28 protein-coding genes are annotated in these 26,185 nt (G+C 58.6%); 14 read left to right on the forward strand and 14 right to left on the reverse strand.

The window, feature by feature from the left end; all coding sequences use genetic code 11:
• Positions 1–4: 4 nt before the first annotated feature.
• Positions 5–1,393, forward strand: a complete 1,389-nt coding sequence (locus J2X24_RS15675; protein ID WP_209723719.1) for a conjugal transfer protein TraH — start codon at positions 5–7, stop codon at positions 1,391–1,393.
• A gap of 10 nt (positions 1,394–1,403) precedes the next feature.
• Positions 1,404–4,343 (forward strand): conjugal transfer protein TraG N-terminal domain-containing protein, encoded by a 2,940-nt coding sequence (locus J2X24_RS15680; protein WP_209723722.1) that lies wholly within the window; start codon positions 1,404–1,406, stop codon positions 4,341–4,343.
• An 11-nt stretch (positions 4,344–4,354) separates the two neighbouring features.
• Here J2X24_RS15680 and J2X24_RS15685 read toward each other — a convergent pair whose 3' ends face one another.
• A complete protein-coding gene (locus tag J2X24_RS15685; RefSeq protein ID WP_209723752.1) occupies positions 4,355–4,708 on the reverse strand; it encodes a hypothetical protein in 354 nt (117 codons plus the stop codon).
• Positions 4,709–4,876: 168 nt separating this feature from the next.
• Between J2X24_RS15685 and J2X24_RS15690 the strand changes: the two genes are divergently transcribed.
• The 3 genes from J2X24_RS15690 (at position 4,877) to J2X24_RS15700 (ending at position 6,278) form a co-directional block, all read left to right on the forward strand.
• Positions 4,877–5,299: a hypothetical protein gene (locus J2X24_RS15690; protein ID WP_209723755.1), complete on the forward strand. Its 423-nt coding sequence runs from the start codon at positions 4,877–4,879 to the stop codon at positions 5,297–5,299.
• Between the two features lie 139 nt (positions 5,300–5,438).
• Positions 5,439–5,870 (forward strand): hypothetical protein, encoded by a 432-nt coding sequence (locus J2X24_RS15695; RefSeq protein WP_209723759.1) that lies wholly within the window; start codon positions 5,439–5,441, stop codon positions 5,868–5,870.
• Between the two features lie 21 nt (positions 5,871–5,891).
• On the forward strand, positions 5,892–6,278 hold the full coding sequence (locus J2X24_RS15700) for an acyl-CoA thioesterase (protein WP_209723763.1): 387 nt from the start codon (positions 5,892–5,894) through the stop codon (positions 6,276–6,278).
• 71 nt (positions 6,279–6,349) lie between these two features.
• On the opposite strand, the gene J2X24_RS15705 is transcribed toward J2X24_RS15700, so the two are convergent.
• A complete protein-coding gene (locus J2X24_RS15705) occupies positions 6,350–6,613 on the reverse strand; it encodes a hypothetical protein (RefSeq protein ID WP_209723765.1) in 264 nt (87 codons plus the stop codon).
• 159 nt (positions 6,614–6,772) lie between these two features.
• Here J2X24_RS15705 and J2X24_RS15710 point away from each other — a divergent pair, with 159 nt between their 5' ends.
• Together J2X24_RS15710 and J2X24_RS15715 are read left to right on the forward strand one after the other, a co-directional pair.
• Complete coding sequence (locus tag J2X24_RS15710) at positions 6,773–7,081, forward strand: hypothetical protein (protein WP_209723767.1); 309 nt, start codon at positions 6,773–6,775, stop codon at positions 7,079–7,081.
• Between the two features lie 6 nt (positions 7,082–7,087).
• On the forward strand, positions 7,088–7,525 hold the full coding sequence (locus J2X24_RS15715) for a DUF1810 domain-containing protein (protein WP_209723769.1): 438 nt from the start codon (positions 7,088–7,090) through the stop codon (positions 7,523–7,525).
• Here the strand turns inward: J2X24_RS15715 and J2X24_RS15720 are convergent, their stop codons facing one another.
• Complete coding sequence (locus J2X24_RS15720; RefSeq protein WP_209723771.1) at positions 7,526–8,269, reverse strand: SOS response-associated peptidase; 744 nt, start codon at positions 8,267–8,269, stop codon at positions 7,526–7,528.
• Positions 8,270–8,493: 224 nt separating this feature from the next.
• On the opposite strand from J2X24_RS15720, the gene J2X24_RS15725 reads away from it, so the two are divergent.
• Positions 8,494–9,024, forward strand: a complete 531-nt coding sequence (locus J2X24_RS15725) for an SOS response-associated peptidase (protein WP_281064968.1) — start codon at positions 8,494–8,496, stop codon at positions 9,022–9,024.
• Between the two features lie 2 nt (positions 9,025–9,026).
• Here J2X24_RS15725 and J2X24_RS15730 read toward each other — a convergent pair whose 3' ends face one another.
• From J2X24_RS15730 to J2X24_RS15740, 3 genes are all read right to left on the reverse strand, one after another.
• Positions 9,027–10,067: an endonuclease/exonuclease/phosphatase family protein gene (locus J2X24_RS15730; protein ID WP_209723783.1), complete on the reverse strand. Its 1,041-nt coding sequence runs from the start codon at positions 10,065–10,067 to the stop codon at positions 9,027–9,029.
• Between the two features lie 70 nt (positions 10,068–10,137).
• Positions 10,138–10,725: an SOS response-associated peptidase family protein gene (locus tag J2X24_RS15735; RefSeq protein WP_209723785.1), complete on the reverse strand. Its 588-nt coding sequence runs from the start codon at positions 10,723–10,725 to the stop codon at positions 10,138–10,140.
• A 9-nt stretch (positions 10,726–10,734) separates the two neighbouring features.
• On the reverse strand, positions 10,735–10,938 hold the full coding sequence (locus J2X24_RS15740) for a DUF2188 domain-containing protein (RefSeq protein ID WP_209723787.1): 204 nt from the start codon (positions 10,936–10,938) through the stop codon (positions 10,735–10,737).
• A 172-nt stretch (positions 10,939–11,110) separates the two neighbouring features.
• Here J2X24_RS15740 and J2X24_RS15745 point away from each other — a divergent pair, with 172 nt between their 5' ends.
• Positions 11,111–11,797, forward strand: coding sequence for a GNAT family N-acetyltransferase (locus tag J2X24_RS15745; protein ID WP_209723789.1), 687 nt, complete (start codon positions 11,111–11,113; stop codon positions 11,795–11,797).
• A 7-nt stretch (positions 11,798–11,804) separates the two neighbouring features.
• Here the strand turns inward: J2X24_RS15745 and J2X24_RS15750 are convergent, their stop codons facing one another.
• The 7 genes from J2X24_RS15750 to J2X24_RS15780 form a co-directional block, all read right to left on the reverse strand.
• Entirely contained in the window at positions 11,805–12,119 is a 315-nt protein-coding gene (locus J2X24_RS15750; RefSeq protein WP_209723791.1) for a hypothetical protein, read from the reverse strand.
• Positions 12,120–12,225: 106 nt separating this feature from the next.
• Positions 12,226–14,208 carry a DNA ligase D gene (gene ligD / locus J2X24_RS15755; RefSeq protein ID WP_209723793.1) on the reverse strand — a complete coding sequence of 661 codons (1,983 nt, stop codon included), beginning with the start codon at positions 14,206–14,208 and terminating at the stop codon, positions 12,226–12,228.
• A 2-nt stretch (positions 14,209–14,210) separates the two neighbouring features.
• Positions 14,211–15,065, reverse strand: coding sequence for a non-homologous end joining protein Ku (gene ku / locus J2X24_RS15760; protein ID WP_209723803.1), 855 nt, complete (start codon positions 15,063–15,065; stop codon positions 14,211–14,213).
• Positions 15,066–15,199: 134 nt separating this feature from the next.
• Positions 15,200–15,394, reverse strand: a complete 195-nt coding sequence (locus J2X24_RS15765) for a hypothetical protein (protein WP_209723805.1) — start codon at positions 15,392–15,394, stop codon at positions 15,200–15,202.
• A 94-nt stretch (positions 15,395–15,488) separates the two neighbouring features.
• Positions 15,489–15,797 (reverse strand): hypothetical protein, encoded by a 309-nt coding sequence (locus tag J2X24_RS15770; protein ID WP_209723807.1) that lies wholly within the window; start codon positions 15,795–15,797, stop codon positions 15,489–15,491.
• Between the two features lie 88 nt (positions 15,798–15,885).
• Positions 15,886–16,221, reverse strand: a complete 336-nt coding sequence (locus J2X24_RS15775; protein ID WP_209723809.1) for a hypothetical protein — start codon at positions 16,219–16,221, stop codon at positions 15,886–15,888.
• A gap of 169 nt (positions 16,222–16,390) precedes the next feature.
• Entirely contained in the window at positions 16,391–16,648 is a 258-nt protein-coding gene (locus tag J2X24_RS15780) for a WGR domain-containing protein (RefSeq protein ID WP_209723810.1), read from the reverse strand.
• 423 nt (positions 16,649–17,071) lie between these two features.
• Between J2X24_RS15780 and J2X24_RS15785 the strand changes: the two genes are divergently transcribed.
• The 5 genes from J2X24_RS15785 (at position 17,072) to J2X24_RS15805 (ending at position 23,571) form a co-directional block, all read left to right on the forward strand.
• The gene (locus J2X24_RS15785; protein ID WP_209723812.1) at positions 17,072–17,827 is read left to right on the forward strand and encodes an ImuA family protein; all 756 of its coding nucleotides are present in this window, start codon (positions 17,072–17,074) and stop codon (positions 17,825–17,827) included.
• A 1-nt stretch (position 17,828) separates the two neighbouring features.
• Positions 17,829–19,265, forward strand: coding sequence for a Y-family DNA polymerase (locus J2X24_RS15790; protein ID WP_310004177.1), 1,437 nt, complete (start codon positions 17,829–17,831; stop codon positions 19,263–19,265).
• Between the two features lie 4 nt (positions 19,266–19,269).
• A complete protein-coding gene (locus J2X24_RS15795) occupies positions 19,270–22,500 on the forward strand; it encodes an error-prone DNA polymerase (protein ID WP_209723816.1) in 3,231 nt (1,076 codons plus the stop codon).
• A 76-nt stretch (positions 22,501–22,576) separates the two neighbouring features.
• The gene (locus tag J2X24_RS15800) at positions 22,577–23,167 is read left to right on the forward strand and encodes a glycine zipper 2TM domain-containing protein (RefSeq protein ID WP_209723818.1); all 591 of its coding nucleotides are present in this window, start codon (positions 22,577–22,579) and stop codon (positions 23,165–23,167) included.
• A gap of 128 nt (positions 23,168–23,295) precedes the next feature.
• Positions 23,296–23,571, forward strand: coding sequence for an HU family DNA-binding protein (locus tag J2X24_RS15805; protein WP_209723820.1), 276 nt, complete (start codon positions 23,296–23,298; stop codon positions 23,569–23,571).
• 607 nt (positions 23,572–24,178) lie between these two features.
• Here the strand turns inward: J2X24_RS15805 and J2X24_RS15810 are convergent.
• Positions 24,179–25,945 carry a hypothetical protein gene (locus J2X24_RS15810; RefSeq protein WP_209723822.1) on the reverse strand — a complete coding sequence of 589 codons (1,767 nt, stop codon included), beginning with the start codon at positions 25,943–25,945 and terminating at the stop codon, positions 24,179–24,181.
• Positions 25,946–26,185: the final 240 nt, after the last annotated feature.

The following is a 26,185-nucleotide window of genomic DNA, read 5'->3' on the forward strand; positions in this document are numbered from 1 at the left end:
ACCCATGTCTAAGCGTTCAGGTGCCCTGTTTTGTCTCGGCCTGGCCTTGGTGACGGCCGTGCCCGCCCGCGCCAATGTGGACGGAGCCATGGACAATTTCTGGAACGACGCCATGTCCGCCACCAATGGCTCTGGCCCTTCGGTGTACCAGGGGCAGGCGGCCGGCTACTACACACTCGGCAATTTCAGCTATCGCGCCCCCCAGATGAATACGCAGGTGGCCTCAGTCGGCATGCCGTCTGTGAAATCGGGATGCGGAGGTATCGACATCTACGGTGGGTCGTTCAGCTTCATCAATTCCGATCAGATCGTCGCCAGCATGAAGGCGATCGCCCAAAATGCGCTGGGCTTGCTGTTCCAGATGGCCGTCGATTCCTTGTCCGAACTGCTCGGTTCGAACATGAAGGATGCCTTCAAGAAGATGCAGGACCTCAACGGCGTCAACATCAACAGCTGCGAAGCGGCGCAAAACCTGGTCGCCGGCACCGTAAACCGCATTCAGGCGGCGCAATCGAAGGCCTGCACCGAGGTGGGCACGACGAGCGGACTATTCAGCGATTGGGCGAAGGCTAAGGAACAGTGTGGCGCAGGCGGGCAGGCGGAAACGACCGCGGCCTCGGCGCCGGCTGCCACTCGACCGGTCAACAGGAACGTGGCCTGGGAGGCGATCCAGAAGCATCCGCTTTTCAAATCGGATACCGAACTTGCCCTCACCATGATGACGTTGACCGGAAGTGTGGTCATCACCGCCGAAAGTGGTGCCCCGCCCAGTGTGTTGGTCATACCGGCCGCTGCCAAGAATGACGGCATGATCACCAAGCTGCTCGATGGCGGCACGTTCCGCGTCCACGAATGCGCCAATACGGAATGTACCAGGGTCAATCAGTTCGCACGTGAGATCACGTTGGAACCGTCCAAGAGCATCAAAAAGCGTGTTTCCGGCATGCTGCTCTCGATCGTGAACAAGATCCGGACGCGCTCGGCGCTGACCGAGGAGGAGAAATCGTTCCTGGGTCTGGTGAGCCTGCCGGTCTACAAGATGGCCAGCGTCCAGGTCGCCTATCAGGGCAACTTCGCTTCCATCGAAATGGATCGGTATTCCGATGTCGTCGCTCTCGACCTCGTCCTGACCTGGATGTCGCAGAACATGGAGGAGATGACGAACGCCTCGCAGAACCTAGCCGGCGTCGATGAGCAATTGCTCCTGCAGTGGCAGGACAACGTTCAGGCCACCCGCCAAGAACTCTTCCACCGGCAGTCACTCGTGCAGGACCGCATCGTTGCGATGGAATCGATCATCGCCAAAACCCGTGAGGTCGAGAAGATCATTTTCGCCGAAGGCAATTCGCGCATCGCGCAGAGCCTGATGTTCTCCAGCACCTTCAAGAACTAGGGGGCAGACAATGTGGGAAGTTGCCGTCTACGGCGGGGGAGAGCTTTATCGCAGCATCTTCAACGCCGTCGCATTGATGACCAGCATGGACGCGGCCAGTTCCATGATTGCCTTGGCCATGATGCTCGGCCTGATTTTCGGCATCATCAAGGCCGTCTGGGACGTCAACATCGGAAAGATTCTGAAGTGGTACCTCATGTGCGCCGTCATTTATGGCGTACTTTGGGTGCCTAAGGTGACGGTCCAGGTCGTGGATCGTTTGAATCCGGCCGTGACCTACGCCAATGTCGCCAATGTTCCGTTGGGGGTGGGTGTCACCGCGTCGCTTATCAGCCGGGTTGGGGATCGCGTCATCCAGCTGACGGAAACCGCGTTCTCGGATCCAGCTGACCTGCAGTACTCGACCTATGGCATGGTCTTCGGATCGAAACTGTATTCGCGGATCTCCGAGGCGCGGCCGATCGACCAACAGCTCTATGTGAACCTCAAGGCCTACATTCAGGACTGCGTATTCTACGACGTTCTCGATGGGACGATTGCGCCCGACACCCTCAGAAAGTCGAACAATCTATGGGCTTTGATATCCTCCAGCCCCAACCCCGCGCGCACCATGCTCTATTACACAGGCGGAACCAGCGAGATTAAGACTTGCAATGAGGTCGGCAACGGAGCTACCGGCTTGCTCGCACCTCTCATCGCTGCCGATCTGACGAACGTGCAGAAGGTGATCCAGAAAAATGTCGACCCGTATGCGATTGAGTCGACCTTGACCACACGCAACGCCGGCGCCAGCGGCGCAATGCTGACGGCCATGGGGGTTGCGTCGCAGAACTCGACCGATGTCCTTCGCCAGGCTGTTATCGCGAACATGCTGAAGGATGGATTGGGCAACAGCCCGACGACCTCGGACGCGTTAGCGAGTGCCCAGGCCGAAATCCAGACACATAACGCGCAGAAGCTTCTGGGCGTGATCGGGGAAAAAGCCGTGGTCAATCTGAAGATCCTGATCGATCTCCTGTTCATCGGCATCTTCCCGACGATTTTCCCGATTTTCCTGTTTCCTGATGTCGGCCCTCGCATGATCAAGGGCTACCTGTCCGGCTTTGTCTATCTCCAGCTTTGGGGCCCAATGTACGTCATTCTGCACAAGATCATGATGTTCAATGCGGTCAACCGCTCGGCCGAGGCAATGTACATTCCGGGGGCGGGCACAGAGCTCAACCTGATGAACCTCGATGCCGTGTCCAAAGCGAATGATGATGTCTGCGCGCTGGCCGGTTCAATGATGCTGATGATCCCTGTGATTGCGGGAATGCTCACTAAGGGCGCCATGGCTGTAGGCGCGCAAGGCGAAGCGTTGCTTAGCAATTTCCGATCCGGTGCGGAATCCGCTGCTTCGTCGCAGACAACGGGGAACTTCAGCTACGGCAATGTCAGCCTCGACACGATGAGTTTCAACAACATCCACGGAAACCAGCAGGTGACCAGCGCGCGCTACGACCATGGTAACATGCGGACGGTCGATGGCTATGGCAATGAGACCTTCCACGGCGCCAATGGGTCGACCGGCATGGTAGCTAATATGTCGAAGATGGCGACGGGGTTGCTGTCGAACCAGGCATGGTCTGAAAGCCTTGGCAAGACGGGGCAGACCTACCAGGACACGGGAACAGGGCTACGTCACTCCGTGCAAGTCGGCAATTCGGTCGCGAAATCGCATATCAGCGAGGCCTTCTCCAACTGGGCCGAGGGCAAGGAATGGCGCAATTCCAACAACACCGGCTACCAGGCACAGATTGGCAAAATGCTGTCCGTCGCTGACGAAGCCGTGAAATACCGCCAGACCCGGTACGGTGAAAGCGAGTCCGAGGCAAAGGCACAGATCGCCGCCGGCTCAATGGGGGTAGGGGCCGAAGGAAGCATCGGTACGGTCGGCGGGAAACTGAAGGGCGCCGATGCCAGCGCATCGATCACCGCGAATGCGTCCAAAACCGGCCAGACGACAGGCACGGAATCGAAGTCAAGCGGCCGCGACGCGGGTCTTGATCAACGCTTCAATCAGACGGTCAGCGATACGTTCCAAAGCATTGCCACTGACCAGGCACAGAAGTCCTATTCGACTTACAAGTCGTCAGGGAAGGGGGGCCGCGACGTTAACGCCACGACGTGGACCAGCACGCGCTCGATTTCCGACACGGCTGACGCGTACCAGAACGCTGGAAAACGGCTCAGCGAGGAGCGCTCCAATGTGCAGTCAAACAGTCAGTCGATTTCCTCCGATGAGACCCGAGCCTTTTACGACTGGTTGGTCAACACGAAGGGAATAGACCGTATGGCGGCGAGCGAGATCGCTGCCGGCGTCACGCCGGAAGCACTGCAAACGGGCCGAGCCCTTGGCGTCGAATATTTCGACTGGAAAGCGGTTGCGCTTGGCGACAGCAGTTTGCGTGCCGACTGGAGCAGCACCCCCGCGCCAAAAGCGGTCGACACCGATGAGATTGCTCGAGATCTGCGGCGAGCGGATACCCTTGATGACCGTAACACGTCGAATGCAGGCGAAATCGTCATGCCGGCTGCGGACCCAGGTCGCGCTAGCCGACGCCGGCCAGCCAAATCACGGAAGAAAGAGACGGGTCCAGCAAACGACGGCGCCTCCGGTGCCGAGAACCCTGAGGGGCAAGCTGACCTGTCTTGGTCGAACGTAGCTCACAACGTTGATAGCGTGATGGCAAACCGCGGTCAGGAGATTCGCAGCGGTCGCTGGGGGGTTGATTCTGAATTCGACCGCCTCCAAGGCCAGGACATCGACACAAAGCAGTATGCGACTGACAACATGATGGAAACGGCGGACAAAGTCGCAAATTCACCACTCGGCTATGCCGTACCCGGCATGGGTCCGGCAACGGCCATACGCAGAGCGGCCAGATCTACGAAAAAGAAAGGAGAATAGTCGATGGTTGTCTATAGTTTCCGGAACAGGCCCCAAAAATGGTAGGCCCCGGCCAATAGACCAAGCGGGATCAATGCCAGGAGAGGAAGGCCAGCCATATGTTCGCTCGCATGGCTTGGGTTCCTCACTAAATAATCCAGCCCGAACAATAGAGCGCCTACTGCAAGCCCGGCCATCACCATCGCAATTGTGCGGTAAGAGTTCTTGTAGGCCTTGAAAGTATGCGTCAGATGGAAACTCCCAAGCTTCGCTAGATTGGCTTTCGCTTCCGGAGTGAGCTCCGGCTCATCTGTACGATTGGCCGCCATTTCATTGAGCATTTTTATGGCTTCGGGGGACAGCTCCGGCTTTTCCGAATTCGACATCTGAGCGCTCCCTGACCATCTCGTCTTTGGTCATATAACCGCATTATGGATGCAATTCAAGAGCGAGCGCAAACGTGATCAATCACCGCTTGACATGGATATTCCCAAGCGATTATCGATATTTACAGTGTTTCACGATTTATGCTCGCATACGTGGAGAGGTGGGGAATGGAATGGTTCGAATTACTCAGCAATGAGGATCTCAAGCCCAAGGTCGAAGTCACTGGATCAGGTGACCGGCTATCGATTAAAATCGGCAGAACGATAGTCGATCAACTTAGCTGGGCGCCTGGTCCGGCCAGGCTGCAGTTTGCTGAAGAGAGGGGGCGGACGTTTGTCCGCATCGTCAGAGACGATACGGCAGATTGGCACCTTCAATCTGCTGGCAAGGGGGGCGGCCTGACGATCGATGCCGTTCAACTGGCGCCGTCAGTTGCATTCGAGTGCACAATGTGCGTTTGCGACGTCGAGACATCCGGATCCGCTATAATTAGCCTGCCGATAGGCTATGCGTTAGCATCTCAGGACATGCTCAAACGCCGGAAAGCTGGCAAGGCATCGGGTACAAAAAGTAGTTCCATTGCCGCATAAACCCATAAGTTGCATTTGAAATCATGCAACGGGTGCACGAAACATTTTGCCACCTGTTTGATTGTTATTCACAACGCCGCCTCGGGGCGAGTGAAGATGTAACAAGATGTAAATTGGCAGCAATTTTCGAGATAAGTTTATGACTGAGCGACTCGACGTTTCCAAACTCACTAAACATGAAGTGGCGGTTGACCATATTCATAAAATTGTTCAGCTGAGATTCCCAAACCTTAATCCCAATATCAATGTTCCACAGATTATCCTGGAGAACTTTCAGGCACTTGAGGAGCCTTGGGATTACGATCTTCTGTCGGACATGTCGGAGTTCGATGGCTTCGTGCCTTGGGAGCACCTAGAAGCATTTGCGGACACTTGGGCCGATCTCGTCCAGCGCAAGGATGACGGACGCGGCGTGGCGATTTTTTCTGTGAATCCTTTGATCCATGAACGATTGGACGGCTACCAGGAACTATGGCCAGGACGGGAGTTCAGGATCGTGACAAGTCTGGAAGCCGGCCGGGAATGGCTGATCGATCGTCGGCGCCACCAAATGCGCCAAGCGGCGGAATAACTGTATAGGAAGACTGAAAAGATGCGTGTATCGCAGGCCGATAGTCCGGTCATGTTCGCCAGGGCGGACAGGGTTCGTTACAACGAAGTCGATATGCACGGCGGCGTCAACAACCCGATCTATTTGGTGTGGACGCAGGACGCTCGCCTGGACTTCCTCCGGTCGCGTGGCGTGGATCCTAATATCTACCTGCCCGTGGTGATGGAGGCGCATATTGTCTACAAGAATTTCCTCACTGCGGACGATGAGTACCGTATCGACCTCCGGGTCACGCGCGAGAAGCTTAATCACCAATTCTTGGCGGACATCGTGAACCTCAAAACGGGCAAGACGGCTGCCATCGTTGATCAACGGATCGTTTTCTTTAAAGATAAAAAGCCGAGCCGAGATAACATCCTGTCTCTTTGATTGCGAACGGTAGCAGACCGAATCGCCGTTGCGCCTCATCGGCGGCCGTCGCCATGTGATAGATGTGGCGCTCACGTGTCGGGGCTAGATTGGTCATCCGGCGCCATCAGCTCGACGGCTGCTTCATAACCAGCAGCAAATGCCTCCGCAGGATCCTTGATGTCACGTGCAACGACGTACATCAGATAAGCCATGCCGGCTGCGGAAGGCGACATCACGCCATTTGGATCCTGATAGATAAAGCCCAGGCGCAGACATTCGTCCATGCCGCCCATGCGTCGGATGAGGGCGTTCAGGGTTCTGCCGGTTTCGAAGTCGATCGCGTTTTCGGCCATGGCCCATCGTATCACAAGTTTGCGAAAAGAGATGCCGGCGTTGTCACGGCTCTCAACCCGACTGAAATTTTACGAGGCACCGGTTACCGTCTTGCGATGAGCGCCGCGAAAATGCGCGTGTCCCCTGTGGCAGAAGCCGTTCCAGCCCAGGATTTTTCAATGACCATCATGCCCGCCCAGTTGGTCGTCGCGGACGACGACAAAGCCATTCTGCTCACGCTCGACGAATACAGGCGCCACGAATTGACAAGAGAGGAAGCCAAAGGCGATCTACGGATGCTCTTTGACGACCACCCGGACGAATCCTTGTCTCGGGCGCTCCTCAAATATCTGGATGGCATGCTGAGCCGTGTCGCATGCGACGAAATCTCGAACGAGACGGCCGCGGCTGACATCCACCAGATGATTGCTGCCGTGGTGGCGAACGATCCGAGCGCGGAATGCCTGGCGCAACTGAACAGGGACTGACGCGCCATGCCGGCGGATGACCCCTTCAACCTCCAACGCTTTGTCGATGCGCAGGCGTCATCGTATCGCGAAGCGCTGGCAGAGATTACGGCGGGCGCCAAGCGAAGCCACTGGATGTGGTTCGTCTTCCCCCAGTTGAGAGGCCTGGGCCGTTCCTCGACGGCGCAGCACTACGGCTTGGTTTCCCTGGATGAGGCCAAGGCCTATCTGGCGCATCCTGTCCTCGGTCAGCACCTGCAAGAGATAACGCTGGCTGCGCTCGATGCCCCTGCGACATCCCTGAATGTCTTGTTTGGTTCACCAGACGATTTGAAATTCAAATCGTCTATGACGCTATTCGAGAAGGCGGCGGATTATTCGGGCAGCATTTACGCGCAGGCTTTGGACCGCTGGTGCCAAGGCGAGCGCGATCAGACAACGCTGGATCTGTTGGCGGCAGGTTGATCAGAAAAGGCTACCCTGTGCGGGAGGCTCTTGCACAGGCACGGGCTCTTCAGGGGTTTTTTCTGCTCTCGGCGATTCGAATGGCATGCCTGGAGCGTCGGTTTTACGGCCGCGCCCGACTATCTTGAGCGACCCATCAGGCAGCTTCTTCTGCATTTTCTTCGCTTCCTTCCAAGGAAGGGTCATCCAGGCATCGACCTCTTCGGGCGTGCGCAGGATTACCGGCATGGCCTTGGGATGTATAGCGTAGACTTCCGTATTCGCATCCGTGGTCATAAAGGCATAGAGGTCGTTGGTTGTCAGTCCTTCCTTCACTGCGCGCACGGACGTGAATTGTGGTGTCCAAAAGCCGGCGAAGAAGAAAAGCGGCCGGTCTTCGCCCAGGGCAAACCAGTGATTGATCTTGGTCCCGCTTGCCTGATCGGGCTCGGCAAAAGAGGTCACAGGCACGACGCATCGGTTTTCGACCTCGAGAAACTGCTGCCAGTGCGAGATCCAGGCTCGGCGCACATTCGTCGTGCCTTTGTCGTAATTACCTATGATTTTCTCGGGCGGTGTCGGCAGACCCCAACGCACCATGGCGAGTTCGCGGCCCTCGGCCGTGTTCCGGACGACCGGCGCCATTTTGTCGGGGAACACTCCGTCAATTTGCGGGAGGTTGCCCGCATTGGTCGCGATTTTCAGGAACTTCGAAAACGCCCGTATGGCTTCCTGGTTGGACATCATCGAGTAGAGATTACACATCGCGATCCTCGTAACTTCACAGGCCAATCAAAGCGCAAAAGACTGATTAGGCAAAGAGAATAGTTTGGCGGGCGCTTGATATTGGCAGGAGGCTTTGCTGCTTCAAAGGTCCGATAGGTGGCAGCGATTTGAGCGGCTAGGCCTTGCTCCGAGCATAGTGACCTGTTGATCGATCGCTGTTGATGTTCTATATTTGTTCCTGTATCGATACTCTGAGAACGGATATGGACACAAGGGTTGCACCCGTACTGGTGAAGAACGGACAGGGGCAAAACGTCGTCAAGGAGATGCGTTTCGGCCTGATACCCGCGCATTATGCGGGCTTCGCGTCGGCGTGGACGGCATCGACTACGCACGCGCGGCTCGAAACGGTTGCGACCCTCGACTCCTTCAAGAATGCCTGGGCGAGGAAACGACGGGTTATCTTTCCCCTGGAGCATTTCGTCGAAAAAACGAAGGCGAGGGCGGATTTGTTCGGAACATCGCGCGGCATGGTGCGCGTGGCGATCAAGCGCGCGGATGACAAGCCATTTGGTGTCGCAGGCATTTGGGACTATGCGCGCTATGCTGCCGAAGGTCCGATCCTGTCGGCGGCCATGCTGACCCGCGCCCCGGGCAAGCGCATGCAGGAAATCCATGATCGTGAACCGGTCGTGTTGGAACCGGAGGATTTTGAGGCGTGGCTGGGGGGCGCCGATCTCGAACTGGAAACGCCGTGGGGAGACGACGCGTTCCAGATCAGCCGCGCGGCGTAACCCTATGGTTTGCGAACGACGTCGACGGCGACAGGCCAATGATCAGACGTCCCTGAAGCCTTCCCCGTCGTTGTATTCAAGCGAAACGCCTTAGGCCGCATGACCTGGTCGCGTTCGTCCCAAAAGAACTGTTCAAAGTCGACGAGAACCGTGCGGAAGGTTTGCGGATCCAGTGTCCAGTTTGATTTCGACGGCCGCTCGGCAATGACGTCGAGGTAGGACCAGGTCTTTTCCTTGTAATAGAACTGGCTGCCATTGCCGCGACATCCGTTCTCCAGATCCTGAGGAATGATCCAACCCGCCAACGCATTGTGGAGGCCTTTGCGCTCCGCCGGCGCACAATTGAAGTTGAAATCGCCGGCGGCGATCACCAGGCGATTGGCAGGCAGCGTACTCGCCCGGGCGACCAATGTCTTGGCCGCGATCTCGCGACAGACGAGCGGATTTCCGCCCGAAGGCAGGTGTCCGGCAAAGACTGTCATCTCGCCGCCATCGGGCATGGCGAGGTCGACCTGCAGAATGTCCCGCGTTGTGCCGGGCGCGCCGTCGCGGCTCAGACAGCTCGGTTCCTTTATCAGATCGACAGGAAAGCTGACAGCCTGAGACGCTGTGGCCAGCTTGGACAGGACGGCGACTTTGATGCCACGGCGGTCGGGCTTCGGATCAGGGCGGTTGGGATCGGCATCGACGAGGACCGCGGTGACATAGGCGGCACCGGCATCGGGCAGGGCGGCCTTGATGGCGTCGAGCGCCTGCTGGCTTTCGACCTCGGACAGAACCAGCACGTCGGGGCCTTTGCCGAAATCAAACCTTTGTATGACCCTTGCTACGGCCGACGCCTTGGCCTGCACCCAGGCCTCCGAATTGATGACCTCTGCGCTATCGGCGTTGGGCATACGCGGATCGTCCACCGCGTCGAAGAAGTTCTCGACATTGTAGGTCATGACGGTCAGGCGTGGCGCGTCCTGCGCGGATGCGGCCAGGGGCGTGGTCAGTGCCAGAACAGAGGTCAGGCAGGCAGCAAGTGTCGTTTTGAATGTCATGATACGCGTCCACGGGAAGGACGGTAGTGATAGGCGCAAGACTGCTCAACGGCAAGGTCGGAGGCGCCCCCTAATCGCTGCCGGCGCGTACCAGCTCATGTGACAGGGAGCCTGAGGGCAGGGGACGCAGAAGCTCAGATTGTGGTTTGGTTAGGTAGAGCCAGTGGGGCAGGTCTTCTGGGCGTAGCACGACGATCTGGCGGTCGTGATAGGGCTCGATATCGGGGCCAGGCGAGGTGGTGAGCATCGTGAAGCTCAAGTCGCCTTCGTTTTCACGCCAGAGGCCGGCGACGAAAAGGAACGGCTCGTCCTTCAACGTGAAGCGATGCTTGGCCTTGGGATACTTGGTGCCGGTAAACTCGAAAAACGCCGAGGCTGGGATGCCGCAACGTTTGCTATCGGAGAAATCGCGCTTCTCGGAAATGAAGTTGAAGGTCCGCGGGCGCTTGGGCTTCGGCGGCGGGAACCCGAATGTCATCTGGATCAGTTCGACGCCGTTGCCCGCCGCCCAGACGACGGGGCCGGATTCTCCAACCCGAATGTCGTCAGCTTGCGGCACTTCCGCTTCGGTTTGATCGGATGGCAGCGCAAGGTTCAGCTTTTCCAGCGCGTCCTTGTACAGCTGCCATTTGATGTGTTGCTCATAGTCATTGCACATCGGACCGACCTAGACCTTGCGGAACTTGTCCGGACCGTCGCCGCCCTTGCGAACACGTGCGACGTGGATCTCACCGTCAGGTTCGATTTCCTTGGCGCGGGCGATCGCCTCCGCCTGCGTCGGCGCCGTGGCGCTGGCGCGTTTGGAATTTTCGCGGCGGACGGCAAAATCGCCCTGGGCGCGGGGTTCTACGTAAAGACCTTCTTTGACCATGACAATCCTCCTTTGACGATCGGGCAAGGTGCGCTTCATGTGGTAAGAAGTCAGGAGTCACTTAAGCGGCAAGGTATTGGAAAGCCGTAAGATTCTGTGGCGATCCCTAACTTTTCCATTGCGCAATCGCCGAACCTGACAAATGATCACCTCGATTTCGAAGTGTCGAGACATGTCGGACCCGGAAGCTACGAAATTGTCACAGACCTGGGCCACATGGGTGAAAGCCTATAGCGACCTGAGACAGCTGCCCCTTGAGCCCTTCGAGCACGGCTGGTGGATTGACGTCGGCAAGCCTCAGCAATCCGGCCGGTACATCTTGCGTAACAGCGATATTTCTCTTTTACAGCAACTGGCGGAGCGGGTCACAGACACGGCCGTGCACTTTGAGTTGCCAGTGGCGCGGTCCGTCGCTGAACAGGTCCTGTCCGCGGGCTGGAGTCTTGCCGCTCCGGAATATCTGATGACTGTGATCATCACGGGGGCCTATACGACGATGCTGCCCGGCGGCTACCAGCTCTTGCTGGACTTGGAGGGTACGGAAATCCGCGCAAGCTGTGTCGACGAGGATGGGCATCCGCTGTCCCGAGGCGTCTGCAAACTGAGCGACCATGATGCCGTCTTCGATCAGGTCGTGACGGAACGCGCAGCGCGCCGGCAGGGTCTCGCTTCGGCCGTCATGGGCGTTCTGGCGGCGTCCGCTTGCAAAGGCGGTGCAAGGCGTGGCGTGCTTCTGGCGACGGCGGAGGGGCGGCCGTTTTATGAGGCGCTCGGCTGGACGGTGCTTTCCGAGGTGTCAAAAGTGATCAGCCCGATGGAATCCAGGGCTGCCAGACACCTGCGCATAATCAGGCAATAGGCTGAGGCTATGATGCCAGTCTGGAGATCGGCTGAGCCAATCTGGTAGATGCCGCGACATGACCACGTGGACCTTCCATCGCTGCGTCAACAACCGCGTCGAACACGTCAGGCAGGTCGAGCTTTTTGTCAGCGAGCGCCTTAAGCGCGGTGCGTACGTAGTAGCCGATAACGGCCATGGCGTAATTGGTGCGGCCGACGATCTGGCTTGCGACGACCTCCACCAGGTCGAGCGCGGCCTCGTCCAATGTCAGGCGGCCAGCCTTAAAGGCGCAGAGAGTTGAACCAACTGATCGTTCGATAAGTGTGGGATGTGTCTGCATGACGCTGCTCTATATTAGGAGAGCGCCAAATAGTCTCGCCAGGCCATAAAAAATCAATGTGCCGATCAGCGTTATCAGAAAGCTACCGCGCTTAAGATCGCCCGGTTTATCGCGCCTCAATCCTAAGTGCTTGCAAGACGTCCGCACGCAGACCTTGGCGCAGGGAAAAATAGTCTGCCCATGGGTCCGACTTTTGAGCGTTAAGACGGCTCATGATCGTCTTCAGATTAAAGGCCGACGGCTGAAGGCTAGGTTTGAGCTCCTTCCAGTCGAGCGGGATCGAGACACCGGCGCCCGGACGGGCGCGGACCGAAAAGGCCGCAGCTGCGGTCGAGGTGAGGTCGTTGCGCAGATAGTCGATGAAGATGCGGCCCTGCCGCTTGGCCTTTGACATGTTGGCGATGAAGCGGTCGGGGCTGTCATGCGCCATGGATTCGGCAACCGCCCGCGTAAACGCCTTGACGGCGGGCCATCCGAATTTTCGCTCGATCGGCACCACGACGTGCAGCCCCTTGCCCCCGGTTGTCTTGAGGAAACTCTGAAGCCCCAGTTCGGTCATTCGTTCTCTCACCTCGGCCGCGCCGTCGATGACATTCTTCCACGGCGCACCTGGATCCGGATCGAGGTCGAAGATCATGCGATCAGGCAGGAGAGGATTGTCGGCCCTGCAGCCCCAGGGATGAAACTCGACGCCGCCCCACTGCGCTAGTGACAATAGGCCAAGGGCGTCTTCGATCATCATGTAGTCTTCGGTGCGGTTCTTGATCGGGACCGTGACGACTAAGACGTTCGACAGCCCGCCATGCTCAGGGAGATGGCGCTGGAAGAATTGCTGACCATCGACATTGTCCGGCACCCGAACGAGCGAGAGCGGGCGGCCGCCGACATGCCGAAGAATGCGCTCGGCGACAGCCTCGTAATACCGGACGAGGTCGAGTTTCGTCAGATCGAGTTCCGGGAAGATGACGCGATCCGGATGCGATACGCTAACGCCTCCGACATCCACGCGGCCCGCCTTCGATGGCTTCAAGGGTGCTGAGGGATGCCGGCGCCTTGCTGCCGGTGTCTGCGTTCTGACCTCTGCGTCGGCCTGCTTTTCCGCGACCTGAACAGGTGTGGCCTGGTCGCGGCCGATCGCATTGGCGGGCTTGTCTTCGCGCAGGCCCTGAAAGGACGGATGACGCAAACGGTTCTCGGGCGTCCATTCCGTGAATTCGACCTCGCAGACGAGCTTCGGCTCGACCCAGATCCCGCGGCCGACGTCCGGCGGTAATTTTTTGAAAGGCTTGGGAACGATCTTCAGCGCATCGAGCTTTTTGCGGATTTCGAATTGGCTGTCCCGGTTGAAGCCGGTGCCAACCTTCCCGGCGAACTGAAGAATGCCGTCGTCATAATAGCCTAACAGCAATGACCTGAAGCCGCGCGCCGCATGCTCCGACTCGGTGAATCCGACGATTACGAATTCCTGGCGCTTATGGCATTTGATTTTGAGCCAGGCCTTGCTGCGACGGCCGCTGTAGACGGAATCTATCCGTTTCGAGATAATCCCTTCCATATCCAGGCGGCACAGGTGCGGCAGAAAGTCCGGGTTCTCGGCGAAGTGCTCACTGTAGATGATATGATTTTCGAAGTCCTGGGCGGTGATGATCTCGTGAAGCTTCGATTTGCGCTCGATAAGCGGCTTGCCGGTGATGTCCTGGTCGTCGATTACCAAAAGGTCGAAGACGTAGTATTGCAGGTTTTCGCTTCGCCCGGCACCCAGCTCGTCCTTCAGCTTTGAGAAGTTTGAGGCGCCGTGCTCGTTCAGGGCGACGATCTCGCCGTCGATAATGGCGTTGCGGACCTTCAGGCGCTTCAGCCGCCGCGCGATCTCCGCGTATTTCGCCGTCCAGTCGAGACCGGAGCGGGAAAACATGGTGACCTTCCCGTCCTCGACAACTGTCAGGGTGCGGTAACCATCGAACTTGACCTCGTGCACCCATTCGCGGCCTGCGGGGACGGCATCGGCGAGGGTTGCCAGTTCAAGTTCACGAAACTGCAAAAGTGCCTTTGCGACGGCTTTCCTGCCGCGATAACCCTGGTCATCCATGACTAACCGGCCTTCCGGGAGGTCGGCTTCGCCTTGGCCCTCGGCGCGGGCTTCGCGGGCTTTTTCGCATCGTCGTCATTCGCCGCGCCGGACTCTTTCAGGCTGGCCCTCAGGGCATCCATCAGATTGACGACCTTGGCCGCCGGTCGTTCTTCCTGCTTCACCGGTTCGCGGTTTTCGATTCGGGCCTCAACCAATTCCTTCAGGGCGTCGGTGTAGCGATCGTGGAAATCTTCGGGCACGAACTTCCCGATCTTGCGACGGATCAGCTGGGTGGCCAGGTCCTTCTCGTCATCATCCACCGCCACATCCTTGATGTTGCCGAACACGAAGCCGCTTTTCTTGATCTCGTCGGCATAGTGCAGTGTCTCCAGCAGCAGGCCCGGGCCGCAGGGCTTCACGGCACAGAGCCGCTCGCTGCCGGAAATGACAATCTGCCCGAGCCCCATGACCTTGGCTTCACGCATGGCGTCGCGAATAACTGCAAAGGTCGCTAGGTCACCTTTGCCAGAAGGGGCGAGGTAGTAGGGGGTATCGTAGTAGACAGCGTCGACCGCGTCGTACGGGACGAAGCGGACCAGTTCCATGGTCTTGCTCGACGGGATTTTCAGATCCTTGATCTCTTCTGGATCGAACAGGACATACTCGTCCTTGTCGATCTCGTAGCCCTTGACGATATCGGCGCGCTCGACTTCGACGCCGCCGGCGACAAGTTTCTGCCGAACCCGCTCACCGGTCGGCTTGTAGATCTGGTGAAAGGCGATCTTGCCCTTCGCGTCGATCGCCGTGAACATGTCCACGGTCAATGAAACCAGCGACACACGGATGGTGCCGCTCCAATAAGGCCGTACTGCCATTTTACCCTCGAGTTTTGCGAGGTGAATACCGACTCACAGGGCTAGCAGCCGAGGCGTAAAATTTCAGTCGGACTTCCGGGCCATTGACTTAGGAAGGAAGAAGGCACTGACGGTTAAGAAGCCTCATAATGCTATTAGCTGCCTTGCTCGTCGATCCGGTCTATTTCCGTAAGGAGCGACTTTGCCTCATTGGCCAGGTAGCGCAGGCGTTCGCAAATCAACGCCCGCATCTCCTTGGGATAGCTGCCGTTCATCAGCCCCATACGTTCCTGTTTGATAGTCTCCAGGATCGCTTCGAGATCGTTGGCGAATTTTTCTGATGCGGACATTCGGTATCCTGAAGTTGTGAGTTGAGATGTGGGGCGCAAAGGGGCACGAAAAAAGGCGCACCGAAGCGCGCCTTCATTTCGGCGGGAAATCTGCTCAGGTCGCTTGCTGCTCTTCCAGATTGGCTTGAGGATCGTCCTCTGCTTCGCTGTTATCCGACAGGTCCTGGTCGTCCTCATCCGCGACATTCTCGCCGGCTGCGGAACCATCGTCCTGCAGGACCGAGCCATCGGTTCCGATGACATCGTTGCCCCTGCCCATGTCGCCATCATTTTCAGTATCGATCCCGGTATCGACCGAGTCAGGCGCCGTGCTGCCCTGCTGTTGACCGGCCTGCCCCTGGAACTGGTTGACGAGATCGGGGTTGGCGCCGGATTGGCGTTGTGAATTCTGGTCTTCAGGCATGTCATCCTCCTTGGATGGTGAGAGGAGATCAGGATAAGCCTGCCGGCGTAAGTCCGTGGCATGGCATTGTACTGTTAAGGTAAGCGCGTCATGTGCGGCGGCGGCGAACACGTATCCAGCTTCGTTCGAGCGCATATAAGATGACCAGATAGAAGCTTACATTCGCCACGAAGGGCCCCGGCCGAAAGTCGTCCTCGAGCAAACCAACTTTGCCCTCAACCGAAATCCCCGGCTTATCGAACAGAAACGGAGCCGGCCAACCACCATTAAGCTTGGGCTTCGGGCAATAGACATCGATGCCGTTGATCTTGCCGATATCGCAATAGATCCCCTGATCCGGACCAAAACGCTGCGCGTTTGCCGACAGCGATGCCGCAATCGTTGCGATGGCCAGGATCAGAGCAATTCTGACGAACGCGGGCATGGTCGTACCTGATCCGACACAAAAAAACCGGCCAAGGCCGGTGTGCGAGCGATCCTAAGTAGACGGGCCGGGCTTAGGCTAGGGGGGCGATGAAGACCGGCCCGTCTATTTTGCACCCGGAGGGGCACTTTCGATAGTTGTCAGAACGCATATAAATTTGTGATGCGTTTCAAGCGGGGAGGGCGTCCGGACCTGGGGATAACAGCTCATAACCACGGCGCTGCTTTTGGCGAAGGACTCTATTGGCGGCGACATCGGCTTCGCCCTCGGTCGGATACCAATATTCCTTCGTCTGCCCTGTGGCGCCGATGCGTCCCCAATGTCTGACAACGGCAACGTCGCCGAAAAGGCCGAGCTGGACCGACAACTCATAGCGCCGGGCCATGTTACGGTCCTTGTCTACACGGTGCAGGATGTTGATGGCCATGTCGAATAATCCCGAATGGAGTCAATGCACTAGGTTATCATACGTCGAATCCGCCAACAAGAACAAAACATGATTTTCAAGCGGCAGGGATGCTTATTCGACGTAATCGCATCGCTGTCGCGCGAAGGCTTGCACCCCAATCATGCACCATCTCGCTCGCCGCCAATCGGAGACAAGTAACGCTCGATCTTAGTCCGTCCACAAATTTTTTGCGGCCCAGATTGAGGTCGTCGGTAAGCATCTATCGTCTTGCGCGGACTGTGGTTTTACCTGCGGCGTTCAACCTCAATGTCAGGTTCGCGACTCGCCTGCCAAGGGATGCCCTATTGACACCTTGCCGAAATCGAGAACAAAAAGAGAACATATTTCCATAAGCCGCCCAGCAGGTGTCCGTAGCGCGCTCCAGAAAGGATCATACATGCTATGTCACAACGAGATGCTGCCCGCATCACAGAGCTCCGAGACCAGATCGAACGGATCAGTGGTGTCGTTACCCGCACACGCACCGTTCTCCCCTTCGGCATATCCGAGATCGACCGGCGGCTTCCGAAGGGCGGGCTTGCTATCGGCGCCGTCCATGAGGTGGCCGGGGGCGCCAATGGAGCGTTAGATGCGGCTGCGGCGATCGCCTTTGTTGCGGGTATAGCTGCCAGAACAGGTGGGCAAGTCCTTTGGTGCTACAGCCAGGCCGACCTCTTCAGTCCTGCGCTTGCGCGCAATGGCCTCGGCGAAGACCGCGTCGTCTTTTTCGAAGCGCCGGACGATACCGCGATCCTGGGCTGTTGCGAGGAGGCTTTGCGGCACGGCGGACTTAGCGCCGTTGTGGGTGAGGTTGCAAAACTCTCCCGGGTATCGTCGCAGCGCCTGCAAATGGCTGCGGAGGCGACCGGCACTATGGCACTTATCGTGCGTCGCTGGAAGCGCCAGGTCGATGCCAGGGACTTCGGGACGCCTACGGCTGCCTATACCCGCTGGCGCGTCACCGAAACACAATCAACTCCATTGCCGGTCCGTGGTGTCGGACGCGCCAGATGGTTCCTGGAACTTATGCGCTGCCGCGGCGGCGAATGTGCAGAGTTTGAAGTCGAGGCGTGTGATGCCAAGGGTTTTATCGCTATTCCTGCCGACTTGGCCGACAGACCGGCTGCGGCGGACGACTGGCGACGCGCTGCCTCGTGACGTGCCGCTTGCGCTGAAAACCAAGGTCGGGTCGAAGCGGATTATCTCCGCAGTCGACGACTTCGCGCGTCAGCTTGGGCTTTACCGCGGCATGCCGGTCGCCAAGGCGCAGGTCCTGGTCGAGAATCTGCAGCTCGTCGACGCCGATCTTGAAGCCGATTCCGTCGCACTGGAGAAGCTGGCGCGATGGGTCTTGAAACGGTATTCGCCGATCGTCGCGGTCGATCCGCGCGACGGCCTCGTTCTGGACGTTACCGGCTGCGACCATCTCCACGGCGGCGAGGAAGGGCTTATCAAAGACATCCGCCGACGGCTGGAGGAAGTTGGAGTCAGCACTTGCGCCGCGCTGGCCGACACCTGGGGCGCGGCCCATGCCTTGGCGCGTTTTGGTGATCAGGCGGTCGCCATCGTTCCTCCCGGGAAAACGGGTGATAGCATCATCAAGTTGCCCGTCGCCGCGTTGCGGCTGGATCGTGACTTGGTCGATGAGCTGCTTTTGCTCGGCATCGAGACGGTCGGTGAGCTGGCGGCCAAGCCGCGCGCGCCATTGGCCCGGCGATATGGGCCAAGCATGTTCCGGCGTATCGACCAAGCCTTCGGCCGCGTGGCCGAGCCCATAATGTCCGTTGCGTGCCCTGAACTGATATCCATAACTCGTGTGTTCGCAGAACCGATCGGCGCGCCAGAGACGCTCGAGAAATACACCCGCCGTCTGGTCGAACAGATGTGCGAGCGCCTGGAAGAGGTGGGCCAAGGCGCCAGACGCCTGGATCTGCACTTCGTCCGTATCGACAATCGGATCGAGGCCATATCAGTGGCAACCGCCAAGCCGGTGCGGGAGCCCAAACGGCTGAAGAAGCTTCTGTGCGACAAAATCGAGACGGTCGATCCCGGTTTTGGCATCGAGAAGATGGTGATGGTTGCGGTCCATGCCGAGGCCCTGGCCTATAATCAGATCGGCGCCGCCTTCGCCGAGCCGTCGCGCGCCGATGTCGAAGATTTATGGGACATTTTGGCCAACCGTTATGGCGGCGACCGCCTCTACCGCGCGGTGTCGGTCGCGACCGATATTCCGGAGCGCGCCATCAGGCGGCTGCCGCCGACCTCGACCGAGACTGGCTCTCGCCGGAATATTGATTTCCGGCGCCCCACCCGTTTGTTCAACCGGCCCGAGGCCATCCAGACGCTGTCCGAACTGCCGGATCATCCGCCACGTCAGTTTACCTGGCGCGGCCAGCGCTTCCAGGTGTCGCGCGCCGACGGCCCCGAACGCATCAAGGGTGAATGGTGGCAGAGCGAAGGCGAGGCCGGCAAGGTTCGCGATTACTTCATCCTCGAGGTCGCAAATGGTGAACGCTTCTGGGTGTTTCGGACCGGCGACGGGCAGCACACGGATACCGGCGCGCTGAGCTGGTACCTCCACGGCAAGTTCGAGTAGGGCGATGGCCGGTTACGTTGAACTGCAATGCGCTTCGCACTTCTCGTTTCTGCGCGGCTGCAGCTCGCCCGACGAGCTGTTCTTCCAGGCGCAGGCGCTGGGCATGGAAGCCTTGGCCATCGCCGACCGCAACACGCTGGCCGGCATTGTCCGCGCTCACGTGGCGGCCGAGGCTACCGGCGTGCGTCTAATCATCGGCTGCTGGCTGGAACTGACGGATGGCATGTCGCTTCTGGTCTATCCGACCGACCGCGCGGCTTACGGCCGCCTTTGCCGTTTGCTATCTCTGGGCAAAAGCCGCGCAGGGAAGGGCAAGTGCGACTTGCAATGGTCGGACGTCGAGGATTTCCACGAAGGTCTGATCGCTGTCCTGGTCCCGGATCAGGCCGACGAACTGCTTGCCCAACGCCTGCGCAAGTTCAAGGCATTGTTCGCTGACAGGGCCTACATGGCGCTTTCCTTACGCCGTCGGCAAAACGACCAGCTGCGTCTGCACGACCTATCGCAGCTGGCGTTTAGACATCGCGTGCCGACCGTGGTGACAAATGACGTCCTCTATCATGTCCACGACCGCGACATGCTGCATGACGTGGTGACCTGCATCCGGCACAACTGCACGATCGACACCATGGGCGACCTGCGCCATCTTTATGCCGACCGGTTCCTTAAGGCGGGCGATGAGATGGCAAGGCTCTTCCCGAATTACAAGGAGGCTTTGAATCGCACGGTGGAAATCGCCGATCGCTGCCGCTTCGCGCTGACGGAGCTCAAATACCAGTATCCCGAAGAGCGCTTACTGCCAGGCCTATCGGCCAACGAAGCACTGAGACGCCTTACTTGGCAGGGCGCCAAATGGCGCTATCCCGAAGGGGTGCCAGACAAGGTGATTGGTCTTCTGCGCCATGAGCTTCAGCTGATCGAAAAGCTGGACTACGCACCGTATTTCCTGACGGTAAACTCCATCGTCCAGTTCGCGCGCTCTAAGGACATATTGTGCCAAGGTCGTGGCTCAGCCGCGAATAGTTGTGTTTGTTTTGTGCTTGGCATCACATCGATCGACCCGGACCGCAACGACCTGCTGTTCGAGCGCTTCATATCTGAAGAACGGCGCGAGCCGCCGGACATCGACGTCGACTTCGAGCACCAGCGCCGCGAGGAAGTCTTGCAGTGGGTCTATAAGACCTATGGCCGCAACCACGCGGCCCTGACGGCTGTCGTCACCCGCTTCCGTACCCGCGGCGCCATCCGCGCCGTGTTGAAGGTGATGGGATATCCCGAAGACACCATCAAGACGATTTCCAGCCAGATCCATCACTGGCACCGTGGGGGCTTCAAGGAAGAGGATGCGGACGGCCTCGGCATCAATCTAAAAGACCGACGCCTCCAGCTGGCTATCTCCCTTCACCGCGACCTGCTGAATGTGCCGCGCCATCTCTCGCAGCACCCCGGCGGCTTCGTGCTGACCCATGATCGGCTGGACGAACTCGTACCTATCGAGCCGGCGGCCATGAAGGACCGGCAGGTCATTGAATGGGACAAGGACGACATCGACGTCCTGAAGTTCATGAAGGTCGATTGCTTAGCTTTGGGGATGATGAGCTGCATGAAGCGGTCATTCGACCTGCTGGCCGAGCACAAAGGCATCAACATCGATATAGCGACGATCCCGTCGGAGGACCCCAAGACCTACGCCATGATCCGGCGCGCCGACACCTTAGGCACATTCCAGATCGAGAGCCGTGCCCAGATGGCCATGCTGCCGCGGATTAAACCCAGGACTTTCTACGACCTCGTCATCGAAGTCGCCATCGTGCGGCCAGGCCCAATTCAGGGCGACATGGTTCACCCCTATTTGCGCCGGCGTGAAGGTAAGGAGGATGTGACGTTTCCGAAGCCCGAACTGGAAGCCATCCTTGGTAAGACGCTGGGCGTGCCGCTCTTCCAGGAGCAGGCGATGCGGGTCGTCGTTGATTGTGCCGGCTTTAGCCCTGGCAAGGCCGATCTGGTCCGCCGCGCGATGGCAACGTTCAAGCACACCGGAGGGGTCTCGAAGTTCCATGATGAGATCATCGAAGGGATGATGAGCAACGGCTATTCCGAGGAGTACGCGCAGCAGCTGTTCGCCCAGCTGGAAGGCTTCGGATCGTATGGCTTCCCGGAAAGCCATGCCGCCAGCTTCGCGCTGATCGCCTATGCTTCGTCTTGGATGAAATGCCATCATCCCGATGTGTTCTGCGCCAGCCTGTTGAATAGCCAGCCCATGGGTTTCTACGCGCCGGCGCAGATCGTCAGGAACGCCCAAGAGCACGGCGTCGAGGTTCGGCCGATCTGCGTCAACCGCTCGCGTTGGGACTGCACGCTGGAACCGACAAGCAGGGGGGGACGGTTTGCGGTGCGTCTCGGCTTCCGAATGATCAGTGGCATTCGAAGTCAGGATGTTGCGCAGATGATCCTCTACCGCGACGACCAGCCCTTCAAATCCATTCCTGAGCTTTGGCGCCGGGCCAGCACAACGACCGCGACGCTCCAAAGGCTGGCCAAGGGCGATGCGTTCAAGCCGGCGTTCGGGCTGGAGCGGCGTGACGCCTTGTTTGCCATCCGCGCTCTTGGCGACGGCGAACTGCCTCTGTTTGATCGGCTAATTGACGGAACGAGCCACAGTGCACCGGGCGTAACCGAACCCTTCATGGACCTGAAGCCGATGACGGCCGGCGCCAGCGTCGTTGAGGACTACAACCATATCGGCCTGACGCTTGGGCCGCATCCGATAAGCTTCCTGCGCGAGGAGCTTAACGACCGCGGCATCATCACTTGCAAGGATGCCATGCGCTCGAAGGACAAGCGCCACGTTCAGGTCGCCGGCATGGTTCTGGTGCGCCAGCGGCCGGGCTCGGCCAACGGTGTCGTCTTCATGACGATCGAGGACGAAAGTGGCGACGCCAACATCGTCGTCTGGGAAAAGACGGGTGAAACATTCAAGACCGCGCTCTATGGCTCAACCATGATGCTGGTGACTGGCTACATTCAAAGGGAAGGGGAGGTGGTGCACCTTATCGCCCGCAGCCTCGCGGACTTCTCGCCGATGCTCGCCACCGTCGGCAAGCGCGATATCGCCCTTAAGGCACCGCGGCAGCCAGGTGACGAATTCCGCAACGGCGGTCCAAACTGGGATCATCGCGTGCCCGGGTTCGTGCAGGACGGCAGTTTGAAGCACTCAAGTCGGGATTTCAGGTGAGGCGGCTGTTACCCATTTGCCGACACAATTCATTGATAGATAAGGCTCAGTTGCGTTCCTCCGGAGTAGAGTACCCATGACCAAGGTGTTGGCCAAGGCCGCCCTAATCGCCGGCGCCGCTGTCGCGCTGGCCCAACCCGCCCTTGCACAATCCTATCAAGCTGAGCCGCGGCAGGCCGAAGACAGGCAGGCCGAGCCGCAAATGCGTCCTTATAGCGAGGTCGGGGCGGAACAGCGCGCTTATGAGCGCGGCCGTGCCGACGAAGCGGAAGATCGCGCCTATGCGCAGGGCCGCAGGGATTCGCGTCGGGACGCCTACGAAGACGGTGAACGGGCAGATGGCTACTGCTACCAGCGAAAGGCCAGCGCCCGCACCAGCGGCACCATTTACGGCGCGATCGCAGGCGGATTGATAGGCAATGGCCTGTCGAACCGTTGGGACCGCGGCGGCAACACCCTGGGCGGCGCCATGATCGGCGGCATGATGGGCCGGTCGCTCGGTGACGATAGCGTGCAATGCTACCAGGATGCCTATTACAGCTACGACGACGGCTACTACGCGCCGCCTGCGCCACCACGCGGCTACGTCACCGTCTATTTCACCTCGCGCCCGCATTACGGCTACCGCAACATCTACCGCGGCCCGCATCACTATCGTCGCTGGTAAGTGACCGTCCAAGCTTGGTCAGTTGACAGTAGTCAACAGGAGTTGGCGTAGCTTGCCTTTGCCTTATGTTATAAGGGAAACGCGCGATTCGGCCGAGCCGAAAGCGCGGACAACATAGGAGCCTCCCCATGAACACAACCGAACTCGCCGAAAAACTTGCTTCCGCCCAGGGACTGACGAAAACCACTGCAAAGTCCCTCGTCGACGACGTGCTGAAGGCGATCACCGAGGCCGCCGTCGCCGGCGAAGAGGTCAATTTGCCTGGGTTTGGCAAATTCAAGGTAAAGGAAAGCCCAGCGCGTGAGGGCCGCAACCCGTCGACGGGTGCTACAGTCCAAATAGCCGCATCGAAGAAGGTGACGTTTGTCCCTGCGAAGGCATTGAAGGATAAGGTCAACGCCTAACCGATAGCTTTAGAACATATGGAAGCGCCGTCACATTGTGACGGCGTTTTCGTCTGCTGGTGGCCCTTAGGCGACTCGTGGCCAAGTATGGGCGTTGAAAAAGCGGAAGTGACCTCAGTTCCAACGGGCCCATGGGGTGATGTGATTGCATCACTACATACGTCGAGATGTTCCTCCCCAAAGCAGCGGGCTATATGGCGCAAACACATTAATACTCATACGTCTATAGAGAACGCCTTCTCCTTATTTTCGGTTAGTAGAAAATAAGCGCCGGCGAAGAACGCATATGTGCAAACACGGAGTGCCGCGTCACAGAAAGCGGCAAATGTGTCGAGGGACTGTCGCTCGATGCGTGTCCTCACTATGGGCATCATCCAAGTGAAGTGGTTCTGACGGATGAATTAGAGAACGAGCAGCCTCAGACTCAAGAAACCGGAATTCTATTGCGTCCAGCGGCGACATTGTTGCTTTCGACCGTCCCGGATGCAATGGCGCAGTACGAAGCTATGCAATAAAGCTCAGACTTCCTCTCCAATCATAGGCAACGAGCACGTGATCGGTGCTCTAATCGGCATTTCCATGGACCAAACCAGCTAGGTCGATTCCGTCAATATGCCCTTTGCGAGCGTTGCCAGTCGGCGCGGTACTGATCGCGCCGCTGCTGAAGCCAGTTATCGGACGATGCATTAATTTCTTCGACCGCACTGTTTCCAGCGTTGCGAATCGCAGATTCCCACTGTCCGGGGATGTAGCCGGCACTAGGGTCCTTGTTGGCCGTTTGCATACGGCGCAAACGGGCCTCTTCTTCGGCTAAAGCCTGACCGCGCGCCTGATCCATTTGGCGTTTCCATTCGGCGTTGATCGCCTGCTGTATGGTCTCCTCGGGTATACCTTTGGCGCGCGCGAGCTCCACCAGGCCCGGAAGCCGACCAGTCCCGCAGTTCATCATGTAGTCTTCAACGTCCTGGCGCGTGTCTTGGGCGTCGACACTATAGTCGCATATGCGTCCCGACGCCCGAGAAGCGGCACGAGCTGCTGCGCGCGCTGCACGGCGCTCTTCGGCGACGCGGGTGGCCTGCTGTTTGCGCGCATTTGCCAAGTCCTGCTGCATCTGTGCCGATTCTGCCTCCAGGATTGCGATGGCGCGGTCGCGCTGGCGATCGTAATCCGTGTCTGGTTGTCCCAGAATTTCGAGCGAGTCTCGGCGGAATGTCCGCCATTTGCCGTCCAACGCTGCTTGGGCAATAATGAGCCCGCCATTGCTGAAATCGCGCGCCATTGTGGTGTAGCGCGTTCCAGTTGGGGCCGCGATAAGCGCTTCAGCTGGCGTACCGACATGCAGGGTGAATTCGAAGCCGTCGCCTTTAGGGAACACCACAGCCCAGGTCCAGGATAAGTCCTTGACGGCGTCACTGTACGCAGAAGCATGCTCACGCGGAAACGCCGGGAACATGCCGACTGCGCCTTTGGGAAGAGGCAGGGGCTGGCCATCGTCATCGGCAGGGAGCAATAATGGACCAAAGAAGGGTTGTGCCGGATCCCAGTCCAGTGACGGTCCCTCGATGAACAGTGTTGTCGGCACGTAGGTGCAACTGCTTCGATCTATATTTATTTCCGCTGGTTCCGAGGTAACCCACAGGGCTGCATTGGACAGCACTGGCGTCACCGGGCGACCGGAGAGGTCCAGAAGACCCGAGCGCAGCACGCCCTGGTCGTCGCGCCAGCGCGCTAACAGGACGTTGCCGACCCGGCGCACCGACGGCCGGATCTTATCCCCGCCCATGTTCGAAAGTTTGCGCGCCCGACCGTCGGGAGTAAACAGGGTGACATCGGTCCTGCCATTTCCGCCCCGAATCCAGGTTTCACCCATAACGGCCGCAGCACTGCGAGGGGACGTGTCCGTAGTTATCGTCTTGCAGCCGCCGCTAGGCACAAGCATGCCTGCCTCCTGCAATTCGAAGCGCTCCTTCCCCTCGCCCTTCCCGGCAATGTAGGTCCGGTACTTCAGGCCGCCGGGATGAGGCCCGTTGCCATGGTCGATCACCAAGGCTCCCGTCGTTGAAAACGGGAGAACCCTTGCGTAGTCGTAAGGAACGATCAGTTTTCCCACTGCGTCCTTCAGGCCGTAAATCTTATGTGTTGTCAGGAGGCGATCGGTGGTGTCCTTGCATTCATAGTTGCGCGAGGTGACCTGAACGACGCCCGCGCCACCCCCGTCTGCAAAAGGTACGACATGTTCAGCCTCAACGCGCTCGAATGGGGTTAGCTTTTTGCAACCCTTCAGATGGGATGGGAAATTTTGTGCCTGCGCCTGGGTGGTGCATAGTGCCAGAGCCCCACTCGCCAGCGCGGCGCCAATGATCAAGCTTCGCATTTTACCTCCCCTCGATAACAGCGCTATTCGCACGAACGTATGACAGCTTGTCAACCCATAAACAGAGGGGTGTGGTTCACTCAGCGACATAGCGACGTCAAACGTTCGGAGGTCCGCTCCGGGAGGCACGTGCGAACCGCGATTGCTAGAGCAGATTTCTAGCGGTTTGAATCGATAGGGGATTCCCATTCCGTCCGAACAGTGATTCAAACTTGGTGCTGGGAGGAGGCCAGTACCGAT

Origin of the sequence: Asticcacaulis solisilvae, assembly GCF_017875235.1 — a bacterium.
In the GTDB taxonomy this organism is placed as follows: Bacteria; Pseudomonadota; Alphaproteobacteria; order Caulobacterales; family Caulobacteraceae; genus Asticcacaulis; species Asticcacaulis solisilvae_A.